This is a genomic window from Candidatus Vicinibacter affinis, assembly GCA_016714365.1.
GTDB lineage: Bacteria > Bacteroidota > Bacteroidia > Chitinophagales > Saprospiraceae > Vicinibacter > Vicinibacter affinis.
Genome location: JADJNH010000005.1, coordinates 1451340 through 1465274, shown reverse-complemented (window position 1 = coordinate 1465274; position 13935 = coordinate 1451340). Strand labels below are relative to the sequence as shown.

The window sequence follows — 13935 nt, the reverse complement described above, 5'->3', positions numbered from 1 at the left end:
AAACTCATGAAAAAATATTTTAAATCAATAATAGCTTTTACGGCAATATGTGTGCTGGCTCTTTCCTGTCAGGAGGACATTGATACCGGTTATTCGTTTGACACTTACCATTTTTCCGGACTTGATGCACAAGGAGGAACCTGGAAAACGATTCTGATCGGTGATGTCAATCAATATGATGTAAAATTACCAGATGAAACCAACTCTGCGGCTTATCTAAAAGAGTTGTCAGATTTAAAAACCGCCTCTGCAAAACCGAGTACTGAACAACTCAATGCGATAAAATACTGGGGAAATAACGGTCTTATCCGATGGAATGAAATCGCGAGGGATCTGGTGTCTAAGTATAATTTACCACCTGCTCCCAATCAGGATGGCAGTTATGGAGTTCCAAATGCAGCTTCACCTTCCACTTATCCCTATTTCCCGTTTTCGCATCCGCCATATGCCTGCAGAATGTTGGCATATTTGACTGCAGCCCAGTATGATGCAATGATTGCCACCTGGCAACTGCAACAAAAGTATAACAGGACCCCTGCTTATGTAAATGATTCAAGCATTGTTACACATTTGCCGGAAAACAATCTTCCCGGATATCCTTCAGAAGGTGCAGTAATAGCTTCTGTATCTCAGGCTATCCTCACTGCGATGTTTCCCTTGGAAAAAGACTACATTGCTCTCAAGGCCTCAGAGCATAAGAATGTTTTGAGTTGGGCAGGTATGAATGTTAAAAGTGAAATCACAGCCGGAGATTCTTTGGCCAAGATAGTCGCAGCTGTTTTTACAAAAAGAGCATCGACTGATGGTATGAAAAATGCACAAACTCCAAGACCCATATCAGACTCAATTAAATTAGCTGCCAAAGCCAGATTTGGATGGGCGTGGGATAATTTGGAAGATCCGGTGAGACCAGTAGGGATCACGCCATTATTCGGATCCGTAAAACCCTGGTGCATACCGAACGTTGAAGCCGTAAGACCACTCCCTCCACCTGCAATTGGTAGTGCTGAATTCAATACAGCTGCTGAAGAGTTGAAATCTTTTGCAAAAAACCTTACAACTGAACAAAGACAAATTGCAAATTTCTGGTCAGATGGGATTGGCACCTATTCCCCACCGGGACATTGGAACCGGATAGCTTGCGAGCACATTGTTTCATCAAAATATAATCCATTGAGAACTGCAAGAATATTAGCCTATCTAAACATGGCCATTATGGATGGAGGCATCAGTTGCTGGGATACAAAATATTACTATCATTATCCCAGACCTTCACAAGTAATACCAGGATTCAAAACGATTTTGGGCATCCCAAATTTCCCATCCTACAGTTCTGGTCACTCAGTATTTTCAGGTGCTGCGGCAGAAGTTTTGTCTCATTTCTTTCCCAACAGCAGAAATGAATTTGAAGCAATCGCCAAAGAAGCCTCTTTATCCCGTGTGTACGGTGGAATTCATTTCAGATTTGATTCTGAAATTGGTGTGGTACAGGGAAAAAATATTGGAAGCTATTCTGTAAATGTAGCCAAGACAGATGGAGTTGAGTAATACGTTTTTTGTTAAGCATTCATAATAATTTCAGACCTCACAGAAATATTTCTGTGAGGTTTTTTAATTGATTTTTAATTTTTATTTCAATCTCCGGAAGGCATTTGAAGTATCTTTGCAAAAGTCGAAAACCGAGTATATGACCCCGAATATGTTGAAGTATATTGGAATATTTTTAGGTCTCTTTTTTTCAAATCTTATATTTAGTCAGGAAGAAATTCAAGACAGTATCAATGGCAAAGTTTTGAATGAAATTACGATTAAAGGATACCGACCAATAACAGACATCAAACAACTAGGATCCATTCATCAAACCTATATTATTGCCGGTAAAAAAAATGAAGTTGTCCTTGTAAAGGATATGGCTGCAAATCTTGCTGAAAAAACGGGGCGACAAATTTTTGCAAAAATTCCGGGTGCATTTATTTACGATATGGATGGTTCAGGAAATCAGGTGAATATTTCAACCAGGGGACTAGATCCGCACAGAAGTTGGGAGTACAATATCAGACAAAATGGAATCATGATTAATTCGGATTTGTATGGTTATCCCGCCAGCCATTACAGCCCTCCTATGGAAGCAATTGAACAGATTGAGTTGGTGCATGGAACTTCTTCTCTACAATACGGGGCAGAGTTTGGGGGTATGATGAATTATGTGGTGAAGAAGGCAGATACCAGCAAGGCAATCAGCTTTGAGTCCATTAGCTCAATAGGTTCCTATGGTTTATACAGCACGTACGCCTCCCTTGGTGGAAAAATTGGAAAATTTAGTTATTTTGGGTATTATCAAAAACGCATTTCCAATGGGTACCGTGAGAATTCAAATTCAAATTCGGATGCACAATTTTTAAATCTCAGTTACCAATTTAATGATAAACTACAATTATCTTTTGAAGTTGGAAGAAGCAGTTATGTGTACAAGATTCCGGGTCCTCTTACTGACAGTATGTTTTTAATCGATCCAAGGCAATCCACTCGTTCAAGAAATTATTTTAATCCGGACATCACTGTTCCTTCCCTGACTTTAAATTGGCAGATTAATGCAAACACCACCTTAAACTGGGTATTGTCAGGTGTATTTGGCACCAGGAATTCAGTTCAATTTGAAGGATTTGCAGATCGACCGGATCAAATTGATCCTATTACTCAGCAATACAAAAACAGAGTAGTAGATATTGATCAATTTAATTCGCGCACTTCAGAACTTCGGATTTTGCATCATTACAAAACAAGAAAATTGAGGCATGTGCTTGCAGTGGGATTGAGATATTTCAATAACGATTTAAGCAGAAGGCAACAAGGTAAGGGAACTGTGTATTCAGATTTTGACCTAAGTGTGCTTGGAGCATTTGGGAGGGACTTGAATTATAAAAGTCAGAGCATTGCACTCTCAGTTGAAAATTTAATTTATGTAAACGACCGATGGAGCATTTCACCCGGTCTGCGATATGAATATGGTCAAACCGATATGACCGGAACCCTAAGTTATTACGATCCTAAAGAAACACCCAACAGAATAGCTCACCAAATCCCAGCGTTTGGTATCAGTAGCCAATATCAGATTAGGGAGAACTTAAGAATTTACGGAGGTATTTCCCAAGCGTACAGACCTGTTTTATTAAAAGATATTATTCCGGGATCTGTTTTAGAACGAGCTGACAAAGATCTTGAAGATGCCTTTGGATACAATGCAGAGATAGGTGTTAAAGCCTATTTTAAAGACAAGCTTAAAATTGAGTTGACATTGTTTCGAATGAGATATGACCATCGCATGGGTAATCTCGTTTTACAAGACAGTACCGGTAGTTATACTTACAAAACGAATATTGGCAACAGCCTCACAAATGGTCTAGAATTATATGCTGAATTTAATGTTCTGGACATGCCCATTTGGAGAATCACTTTGTTTTCCTCTACCAGTCTAATGAAAGCGACTTATGAAGATGCCCAGTTGGCTGCAGGGACAATTAATGCAAACATCAGTGGCAATGAAGTGGAGAGTGTGCCAAGGTGGATTAGCAGAAATGGATTGAATATCTCTTACAAAACTCTCAGCTCAACCCTCTTGTTCAGTTATGTCGACGAAAGCTTTTCTGATCCACTTAATACGATCCAACCCACCTCAAATGGAGCCAAAGGAATTGTTCCCGATTACGCGATCTGGGATTTTAATCTCGCCTATAAGTTTGCTAAAAGGTTTATTTTAAGGGCCGGTGTAAACAATTTCTTAAACACTTCCTATTTCACCAAAAGGCCAGTCATTTATCCGGGTGGGGGGATTTGGAGTTCAGATGGACGAAGTTTTGTTTGTTCTATAGGGTTTCGTATCTAAAAAGTTAAGGAGTAAGGGAATCCAATATGTAGGAATTTAATGGAGGAATCCGCGAATTGACTTTAAGCCGTATTAAATATATTTTGGAATAAATAATTGTATTTTAGTAACTTACATATATAAAAATAAATTATTATTAAACCCGCTTGATTTAATAACCGTTAATTGGACCAAGCCTTTCGGTTAATTTGTTGATTTTTAACAATTTTTCAATGAAGAAATGCTGAGAAGCGCTATATTTGCTCTCCGATTTAAAAATCTGTAAAAATGATTGCCATAGTTAACATTCAGGGACAACAATTCAAGGTCGCAGCAGGCCAAAAAGTGTATGTTCATCATATCGATGCCGAGAAAGGTGCTGCTGTCAGTTTTGACGATGTACTTATGTTGTCAAATGAAGGAACAACCACCATTGGGGCTCCCGGTATTAAAGGAGCTAAAGTGGAAGCAACTGTCTTGGATCATGTAAAAGGTGACAAGGTGATTGTTTACAAAAAGAAGAGACGAAAAGGCCTGGAAAAGAAAAACGGACATCGTCAGTCTTTTACTCAAATTAAGATTGAATCCATTATTGCCTAATATTTAAATTCTAAAAAAATGGCTCATAAGAAAGGTGAAGGTAGTACCAGTAACGGCCGAGACAGTAATAGTAAACGTCTTGGGGTGAAACTTTTTGGAGGCCAGCAAGCCATTGCCGGTAACATTATCATCAAACAAAGAGGTACCAGATACCATCCGGGAAGAAACGTGGGTGTTGGAAAAGACTGGACGCTTTTTGCCCTTACTGACGGTGTGGTAAAATTTACCAAAACCCGTAAGGACAGAAATGTAGTTCATATCATTGCAGCAGAAGCGACTCCTGTAGTTCCAGCTGAAGCTCAGACTAAAAATATTCCTTCAACAGAAGAAGAATAGTCACTACTTGTAATTAATTATTGAATCGGTTTCCAAAAAAAACGGTCAATAAGAAAAAATATAAAGGTCTTCAATTAATTGGAGGCCTTTTTTGTTGTTTAAACTGACTCAAGCATTTCAGACAAATCGCCCAACACATGGGTTGCCTTTCTTATCGTAAATCTACCAGCCCTAAGTTAAACCCAAAATTGTCATTAGAATTCTATTACAAGCCAAAATAGCTTTAAATGCAAGCCTCTTCTCAAAATTCGTGCTCAATGAAATATTACTTCACTTCCGCGCGAATTTCTTCCGAGGAGTCTTGCCTTTGTTGCTCTTTTGCCTCTCACTACGAACGCTAATGACAATTTTGGGTCAAACGAAAAGAAAGCATTTCAGATAAATCGCCCAATACATAGGTTGCCTTTCTTATCGTAAATCAGCCAGCCTCCTGTTAAAGTGAATCCATCACAAATCTCAATTTGGATTTTAGAATCCATCCGGCATCATAAGATTTGGTTTGTACTTTTACCCAAGGATCCAAATGATCGATTAGAAAAAGAGTTTCTCCGGCCAGGAGTTCGGTTTTTGCGGTACTTAGCGTGTCCGGAGAAAGTAAAATTGAGTTATTCTCCATTAAAATTGCTTTGGTGTGATCTCCGGATTGCATGGTTTGGTAGATCGCCAAACAGGAAGTTATGAGTGCGAAAAATCCCAGAAGCAGACTGAAGTATCGCAGATACCTCACCCTGTACCATATCCAGATGGAAACGGATAATAAAAATGCCCCTAACGACCACCAAAAAAAAACACTCAATGCATTCCCCAACCTTAAAAACCAACTCAATAAGAAAAATTGAGGTAATGAAATGTCTTCAATTCCTGCCTGTCCTTCAGCCGACCTTAGGTTATCTTTTGCATCTGCGTAAGAAGGATCAATGGCTAAAGCTTTATTGTAAAATAGAATTGCTTCAGGATATTTTTTCAATTTGTAATAGCAGTTGGCCTGATTGTAATACAATTCTTTATCTCTAAATCCTTTAGCAATTAACTCCTCCCAAACTTTCAGGCTTGCCGTATAATCAGATTGTGCATAAAAATCTAAGCCTTGATCAATTGACTGTGCCTGCAAGTAAAATGTACTAACAAATAGAATAATAATCAGCCTACTCATTACTCATTAATTAAGTATTTCTTCTAGTGAAGTTGGTTTCTCTTTTGTTCTGGAAATATAGCCATCTAACAGCTTTGTCTTGCCGGAATTCAGCGGGAGCATGTTTCCTTCAGGTTTTGTATAAAAATGAATCTTATCAATTTTGCGCTGCTCATTGAAAACCATTTTCATACTGCTGGATTTGATATAATTTGTTCCAATATAAGCTTTGTCATCATCCTGAATAAAGTAAACTGATTCTGCATTTCCCTGGGCAGTAAGATAGTCCATTCTTTTATTTGCGAAAAAAGCAGTTATGTATCTTCCCTTCATTTGATTGGAAAGGTTTGTTACCGACTCTGTCAAGACAAATGCCTTTTGGATGAGGTGGATTTGATGCAATGCTTTATTCCTAAGATACAGCAAAATGGTATCTCCTATAAATTGCGTGGTATCTGCCCATAATACCGGATTGTTCATCATTCTGAAAACTGAATCCCTTCCATCAAAAAAAAGTGAGTCGCAGAGTCCCTGCATTTTATTGCCCCAAATTTTGACGTGATAAAATGCCCTCATAATGTTGAATGTATCACCATTTTCTGAAATCTGCTGTGACATTAAACTGTCAGCGGTCATATAAAGTGTATCATTGTCCACAGGGGTTGAAATATACTTTCGTTTTCCTATTGGGATCAATAATTTATCTTTCTTATTGTATTGAAAAGTATCACAATGTATTTCAAATCCTGACTGAGTATCTCTGAGTATCACATCACCGAAAGCTTCTCCTAAATCCTTATCCCCTGAATAAATAATCTTATTAGCTGTAATAATTTGTTTTCCTTCAAAAACCTGAGTTCGCCCCTGCACCTGGAGTGATTTGGTTCTCTTGTTGTAGACTATTGATTCACCCTTGAGACTCCTGTCTTTATCCTGATACCAGCCATTCCCATAAATATAAACCATATCGGTGGCCTGGTCAATGTAAATACTGTCTCCTTTCGCTTGCTGGATACTGTCCCGAATCCAGGCATTCCTTGTCAGGATGATTACATTTTCCTGTGCCCGGAATTCAATATTTTCTGCATCAGCAGATTGGGATGACTTTCTGTACACAGGATTTTGCCAAAAATAGGAACGTTGCCGATTAATGTCGTAATAACCATCCTCTGCATAGATGTTCATGTCTTTTTGCTTGATGTCAGTTGGCCCGGTAAAAACAACATGATTCTTCTTTGCATCAAAAACCAGTGAATCAGCCTGAAGATTCATGCTGTCCTGTAGTATTACATTTACACTGTCATTAAAAAAAGCCATTTCCTGTTTGGCGTGATAGTATCCACGGTTACTTTCCAATTGGGTATTGCCGGAGGACAATAAGCCGCCGGTAGTATAACTTGCAATTCGTTTTTTGAGGTCGTAATGCAATGCAGAAGTAAACAACTGTCTATCCTTGTGGCGTAATACAATGTTGTTGATAAAATCAGCTTGCAATTTTAACCCATCGTAATAAAGTGTATCTCCAAAGATTTGTAAGCTATCCCCTTCCACAATTCTGACGTGGCCGATGGCTAAAACGCGTTGCCCTTCTATGACTGCGGAGTCACAAAATAAGTATGTTTTTTTATGCAATACTGCAATGTCCTGGCTCAAATATTGAATTTCTCTTCCATCAAATCGTTCAAATCTCAGGAATTCAGAATGGATGACGTAAACACTATTTTTGGCAGTATCTTTTTGAGCAAAAAGCGATGAAGACAGCCCAAGGGTTGAAATCAAAAAAACAAGAACCAATAATAAGGAACTATACTTCATCAAAGAGTTAAAACTGAAACTTTGCAAAATTATTATAAACCGGCGTAATTGATTTTATAAAATTTGCGAATAAAATTCTTTCATAAGAGATTATATCAATGGTAGACAAAATTGGATTTTGAAGCGAAACTAAAAAGTGTTTGACATCTTATAACCAAGTTTTAGGAGGTTCATGGAACATTGCCGGGTAACGGTTGGATAATTAAGATCTGGATTCCATAAAAATCTTCAACTTGAAGGAACTTTGAGCCTCTGTATGAAAGATTCACACATACTTACCTTCATTTTGACACAGAGTTAAATCGCTTAATGTTCTTTTGGTCATTCCAACCATCGGCTAGCGTGATAAAAAAAAGCTCTATCTTGCGAAATCTTGAAACAAGGACCATATTTTCTTGTTCTTTTGTTTCAAATCCTGTTAAATGAGCTCAAATCAACCAGACCAAATTGACCGCAAGGATGATCACATCACCCTTGCCTTTAGATCCGGTACCCCTGCTCATATGCTGGATAACAGATTTGAATACGATCCTATTCATGGTATCCATCCCGATCCTTTATCAAAATGGCCTTCCAGTCTTTGCGAGATTACCTTAGACTACCCTGTATGGATATCCAGCATGACCGGAGGCACTGCAAAGGCTAAATTGATTAATTCTAATCTGGCAAGACTTTGCAATGAATTCAAACTTGGAATGGGTTTGGGCTCTTGTCGGAAGTTAATTGATCACCCGGAGTTCAGATCCGATTTTGCTGTCCGGAAAATTATCGGAGGTCAACCACTTTTTGCAAATTTGGGTATTGCACAATTGGAACATTGGATCGCCGATCACAAATTAAAGCTGATCAAGGAGATCATGGAAATTTGTGAAGCAGATGGTTTGATTATTCATATAAACCCTATGCAGGAATATATGCAACCGGAAGGTGATCGCCTTAAGGTAAAACCAATAGATACTGTCAAAAGGATTCTGGATGCGTTTGATTATAAAATTATAGTAAAAGAAGTAGGCCAGGGAATGGGATTTCAGTCTTTGGATTCTTTACTCTCCCTTCCTCTTGAAGCAGTTGAATTTGGGGCATTTGGTGGGACAAATTTCGCCTTACTTGAATTGCTGCGTGATGAACCATCCAAACTGGAAGCTTTCACCCCTTTAGCCAATATCGGGCACACTGCCGAAGAAATGGTGCAAATCTGTAATCACCTCCTTGAAACAAAATCAGAAATTCAAACCAAAAATCTCATCATTTCTGGTGGAGTTCAGCATTTTCTTGATGCCTATTACCTGATGTCTCTCAGTTCAATGCCTTCTCTTTATGGGATGGCATCGGCCTTTCTTAAACATGCAATGGGAGATTACGATACCCTCAAAATATTTTTTGAGCAACAAATCAGTGGATTGAATATGTGCAGATCCTTTTTGAAAATTAAAAATCACAACGGATGAGCCAGTCGACCAATACAAAATCCATTTCCGGTTTTTCAAAACTAAATAAGAGGGGTAAAATCAAATGGATAGTTGAAAATTTTTTCAAAGATCCGGAAAATGTGATGCATGAATTAATGAGTTATTGGCATGGCAACGAGGACCAACAAAAAATTCTGGATGGATTTTCTGAAAACACCATTAGCAATTTTCCAATGCCATTTAGCGTGGCTCCAAATTTTCTCATCAACGGAAAGACTTATTGCGTCCCAATGGTGATCGAAGAAAGCAGTGTGGTTGCAGCAGCAGCCTATGCTGCAAAATATTGGATGGACCGAGGCGGAATTAAAGCCGAAGTGCTCAGTACCAGAAAGCTCGGACAAATTCATTTCAAATGGAAAGGTAAAGAAGAATGGCTGAGGGCGTGGATTCCTGAAATCGAGAAGAGGATGCGCGCTGACTCGAAAGAAATTCTCCACAATATGGAGAATCGGGGAGGAGGATTCAGTTCAATAGAACTGATCAAAATTGGTGAACTGGAAGATTATTATCAATGGAGGATGGGATTTGAGACCTGCGATTCAATGGGTGCTAATTTTATCAATTCCTGTCTTGAATCATTTAGTGCAAGTTTCGAACAATTTATAACTGAACAAGATCATCTGGAAGAAGGCTCACGTGATATTGAAATTATCATGTCCATCTTATCAAATTTTACCCCAGATTGCATTGTGCGGGCGTCGGTGAGTTGTCCTATTGATCAGCTCGGAACTTTTGCCGAGGATATGAGTCCGGAAGAATTCGCAGAGCGGTTCTATACTGCCATTAAAATTGCAAGACTGGATCCATATCGTGCAGTGACACATAACAAAGGAATATTCAACGGCATTGATGCAGTGATCATCGCCACTGCAAATGATTTCAGGGCGATTGAAGCTTGCGGTCATGCTTATGCTGCAAAGGATGGGCAATACAGGAGTCTGAGTGATTGCAGCATTGACAATGGAATATTTCATTTCTGGTTGGAGATACCCCTGGCGCTGGGTACTGTCGGAGGACTTACCGCCTTGCATCCCATTGCAAAAAGATCTCTGGAATTATTGGACCACCCTACTGCGGAAGAATTGATGAAAGTGACAGCTGCAACCGGTCTCGCACAAAATTTTGCTGCGGTAAAATCGCTGGTCACGACAGGAATACAACAAGGCCACATGAAAATGCATCTTGCCAATATACTTCATCATCTTCATGCAACAGAAAAAGAATGTACTGCAGCATTGGAATTTTTTAAAAATAATAAAGTCAGTTTCACAAACGTGAGAAAATTTTTAGAAGACCAAAAAAGTTTCGAATAATTTTTTCTGATATTTCTTCTATCCTATTTACCTCCGGACATCGTTAAAAAATAATAAACGCAACATGAATTACCTCACGCTTGAAAATATATCCTTGTCCTATGGAGAAAAAGTTTTATTTGAGAATTTAAATCTCAAAGTGAACCAGGGAGAAAAAATAGCTATTGTTGCACGAAATGGCAGTGGCAAGTCCAGCCTGCTTAGAATTGCCGCCGGTATTGATTCTCCGGAGGGCGAATCATCCAGTTATTGGATCAACAAAGACATACAGGTGGCTTATCTTACGCAGGATCCTGAATTTTCTCCCGGGCACAACATTCTTGAAACCATCTTGGAAGGACACGATGATTGGATCCTACCCTTAAAAGCACTTTACACTGCTCAAAAATCTCATGACGATGCAGAGACACAAAAGGCCTTAGCCCTTATCGAAGAATCAAAGGCATGGGAAATTGAAGCGTATGTCCGTGAACTTGCCGGAAAATTTAAATTGCCTGATTTTGATTTTCCGGTGGACAAATTGAGTGGCGGACAAAAAAAACGACTGGCAATAGTCAAAGTACTCTGTGGAAAACCAGAATTTCTAATCATGGATGAGCCAACCAACCATCTTGATCTGGAAATGATTGAATGGCTGGAAAAATATCTTGAACAAAGTCAAGCCAGCATTTTAATGGTCACGCACGACCGTTATTTCTTAAACAATGTATGCAACCAAATCCTGGAGCTTGATCGCGGCACCCTTTACAAGTATCAGGGAGATTACGAGGAATTTCTTGAGAAGAAGGCCATGCGGATGCAAAATGAGACCGTCGTAAAAGACAAGATGCGCAAAATGCTGAAACGCGAATTGGAATGGGTTCGAAGAATGCCAAAAGCCCGGACTACCAAATCCAAATCGCGAGTAGACAATTTTTATGAAAACAAAGAATCTCTTGAGGGACCTAAAGAAGCCGGAGAGATTGAATTTGATATTGACCACACAAGACTTGGCTCTAAAATTCTGGAGTTGCACAACGTCTCTAAGTCATTTGGTGAAAAGACCATACTGGATAAATTTTCCTATAAATTTAAATCGGGAGATCGAGTGGGGTTGGTAGGACCCAATGGAATTGGTAAGACGAGTCTGCTTAAACTTTTTACCGGAAGCCTGAAACCAGATAGTGGTAAAATTATAATTGGAGAAACTGTTTTGTTTGGTTACTATGAGCAAGATGGTCTAAATCTACAGGAAGATAAAAGAGTCATCGATGTTATCCGATCCATTGCAGATTACATTCCATTAAAAAAAGGACACAAGCTTTCCGCAGAAAGTCTGCTTGAAAAATTTCTATTTCCAAGACCACAACAGCAAGTGTATGTGAGTCAACTGAGCGGTGGGGAAAGGAGAAGATTGTATCTGCTCACCATCCTCATCAAAAATCCTAATTTTTTAATTCTTGACGAACCTACAAACGACCTTGACATCACGACGTTAAATGTGTTGGAAGATTTTCTAATGGAATTTCCCGGTGTCTTACTCATTGTTTCCCACGACCGTTTTTTCATGGACAAACTGGTGCAGCATTTATTTGTGTTACAAGAAGGTGGAAAGACCAGAGATTTTCCAGGAAATTATTCCGAATACAGAGAAGCCCTAAAAAAAGAATCTCTTGCAAATGCCAGTCAGGAAAAAACTGAAAAAACAACAACTGAAAACGCCGGACAAAAAGAACGCAAAATAAATCAGGCAGCTAAAAAAGAAATGCAACAAATCGAACGTGAACTGGAAAAACTGAGTGCCGAGCGATCCCGGATCATTGATAATTTCGCAACCCTAAACCCCACCAGTAATGAATTTATTAACTCCAACAAGCGTCTTGTTGAAATTCAGGATCGAATGGATGTGATTGAGATGAGGTGGATGGAAATTGTGGAGGAGAATTAGGAAATGGGGGAATTAGAGAATTTGAAAATTTGAAAATTAGCTAATTAGCTAATGGATAACTGAACGATCTCTGCGACAGCATAGTATCGTGCGACAGCACGATAAGTGAAGGCACCGTAAAAGCGGCTAATCAGAGAATTAGGGAATGAGAAAATGAGAGAATTTGAAAATGAGCTAATTAGTTAATAAAAAGTTTGAACTTACTCAGTTTAGTGGCTTTCGACAGCACGATATGTGAGGGAACCCTGCCTGAGTGCTTCGGCTGTCAGGCGCAAAAGTGGTTAACGAAAGAATTTGAAAATTTGAAAATTAGCTAATTAGTTAATAAAAGGACTATACTGAACGATCTCTGAGTCAGGAAAATAATTTTCAAATTTTGTAAAAGAAGAATTGTGGTAAATTCAATTCACAAAGTAAACTCCCTCCAGCAATAACAGTATAGATCATAATCCATCAGAAAAAAAGTGTTTTTGATGTTTGGCTTGGTGCATAATGCATGGAATGATTGTTATCATTGATTAGAATGATCTTGACACTACAATGCAAATTAATTTTCTTCTAATTTAGACAAAACAATCTTATGGATCAAACACATGTTCATCTTTTAATTAATCATCTTCCAATCTTTGGTTCAATCCTTGGTGTGATGGTCTTGGTGCATGCGCTTTGGATGGATAGTAAGCAGACGAGTATGGCTGCATACAATTTATTCATTGTTTCTGCAATCGGTGCGGGGATTGCCTATTTCACAGGTGAAGCTGCTGAGGAAACGGTCGAAAACATTCAAGGTATTTCAGAGAATGTGATCAACGTTCATGAGGACGTGGCTGTTTATGCGTTGGTGTCCATCATAGCATTGGGGGTGTTGTCGATTTTGGGACATTTGACTATTGTAAAAGATTTTAAAATATACAGATCGTTGGCTTGGTTGATTCTTTTGATTGGATTGGTAAGTTTTGGTTTGATGGCGAGAACCGGTTATACCGGAGGTCAGATAAGACACACTGAATTGAGTTCTGCATCCTTCACTCAACCACAAAATGGTGAAAGTGGGGATGAGGATTAATTAAAAAATAAAATTTTTAAATTATGAAAATATTACTTGGGTGCTTTTGTTTTGGGCTGTTTTTTTTGATGGCTTGCACGAGCAATACAAAACCGCCTGCTGAAAAGCAAGTTACACCTGTAAATGTGGAAGCGGTTGCCCCAAACCTTCCACCACCAGATTCTTTGAATATGAAACACGAGGAAGAGGAGGAGGAGGAAAAGAATTAGAGAATTAGAGAATGAGAGAATGAGAGATAACTGAACGATCTCTGCTTCAGCAGAGTATCGTGCGACAGCACGATAAGTGAAGGAACCGCGAAAGCGGCTAACGAAAGAATTTGAAAATTTGAAAATTAGCTAATGAGTTAATAAAAGGACTATACTGAACGATCTCTGCTTCAGCAGAGTATCGTGCAACAGCACGATAAGTGAAG

At 38.8% G+C, this 13935-nt stretch carries 11 protein-coding genes; 9 read left to right on the top strand and 2 right to left on the bottom strand.

Annotated elements, in window-relative coordinates; all coding sequences use genetic code 11:
* Window positions 1–6 precede the first annotated feature (6 nt).
* The 4 genes from IPJ53_05805 (at window position 7) to rpmA (ending at window position 4798) form a co-directional block, all read left to right on the top strand.
* Window positions 7–1548, top strand: a complete 1542-nt coding sequence (locus IPJ53_05805) for a phosphatase PAP2 family protein (protein ID MBK7798602.1) — start codon at window positions 7–9, stop codon at window positions 1546–1548.
* Window positions 1549–1699: 151 nt separating this feature from the next.
* Window positions 1700–3883: a TonB-dependent receptor gene (locus tag IPJ53_05800; GenBank protein MBK7798601.1), complete on the top strand. Its 2184-nt coding sequence runs from the start codon at window positions 1700–1702 to the stop codon at window positions 3881–3883.
* Window positions 3884–4150: 267 nt separating this feature from the next.
* Window positions 4151–4462, top strand: coding sequence for a 50S ribosomal protein L21 (gene rplU, locus IPJ53_05795; protein MBK7798600.1), 312 nt, complete (start codon window positions 4151–4153; stop codon window positions 4460–4462).
* Between the two features lie 18 nt (window positions 4463–4480).
* Window positions 4481–4798 (top strand): 50S ribosomal protein L27, encoded by a 318-nt coding sequence (rpmA, locus tag IPJ53_05790; GenBank protein ID MBK7798599.1) that lies wholly within the window; start codon window positions 4481–4483, stop codon window positions 4796–4798.
* A 433-nt stretch (window positions 4799–5231) separates the two neighbouring features.
* On the opposite strand, the gene IPJ53_05785 is transcribed toward rpmA, so the two are convergent.
* Both IPJ53_05785 and IPJ53_05780 read right to left on the bottom strand, forming a co-directional pair.
* Window positions 5232–5951 (bottom strand): tetratricopeptide repeat protein, encoded by a 720-nt coding sequence (locus IPJ53_05785; GenBank protein MBK7798598.1) that lies wholly within the window; start codon window positions 5949–5951, stop codon window positions 5232–5234.
* A gap of 6 nt (window positions 5952–5957) precedes the next feature.
* On the bottom strand, window positions 5958–7745 hold the full coding sequence (locus IPJ53_05780) for a hypothetical protein (GenBank protein MBK7798597.1): 1788 nt from the start codon (window positions 7743–7745) through the stop codon (window positions 5958–5960).
* A 422-nt stretch (window positions 7746–8167) separates the two neighbouring features.
* On the opposite strand from IPJ53_05780, the gene IPJ53_05775 reads away from it, so the two are divergent.
* The 5 genes from IPJ53_05775 (at window position 8168) to IPJ53_05755 (ending at window position 13729) form a co-directional block, all read left to right on the top strand.
* Window positions 8168–9193, top strand: coding sequence for a type 2 isopentenyl-diphosphate Delta-isomerase (locus IPJ53_05775; GenBank protein ID MBK7798596.1), 1026 nt, complete (start codon window positions 8168–8170; stop codon window positions 9191–9193).
* A complete protein-coding gene (locus tag IPJ53_05770; protein MBK7798595.1) occupies window positions 9190–10527 on the top strand; it encodes a hydroxymethylglutaryl-CoA reductase in 1338 nt (445 codons plus the stop codon). The genes IPJ53_05775 and IPJ53_05770 overlap by 4 nt, the downstream gene beginning before the upstream one ends.
* A 64-nt stretch (window positions 10528–10591) precedes the next feature.
* Window positions 10592–12454 carry an ABC-F family ATP-binding cassette domain-containing protein gene (locus IPJ53_05765; GenBank protein MBK7798594.1) on the top strand — a complete coding sequence of 621 codons (1863 nt, stop codon included), beginning with the start codon at window positions 10592–10594 and terminating at the stop codon, window positions 12452–12454.
* 580 nt (window positions 12455–13034) lie between these two features.
* Window positions 13035–13520 (top strand): hypothetical protein, encoded by a 486-nt coding sequence (locus tag IPJ53_05760; protein ID MBK7798593.1) that lies wholly within the window; start codon window positions 13035–13037, stop codon window positions 13518–13520.
* A 23-nt stretch (window positions 13521–13543) separates the two neighbouring features.
* A complete protein-coding gene (locus IPJ53_05755) occupies window positions 13544–13729 on the top strand; it encodes a hypothetical protein (GenBank protein MBK7798592.1) in 186 nt (61 codons plus the stop codon).
* Window positions 13730–13935: the final 206 nt, after the last annotated feature.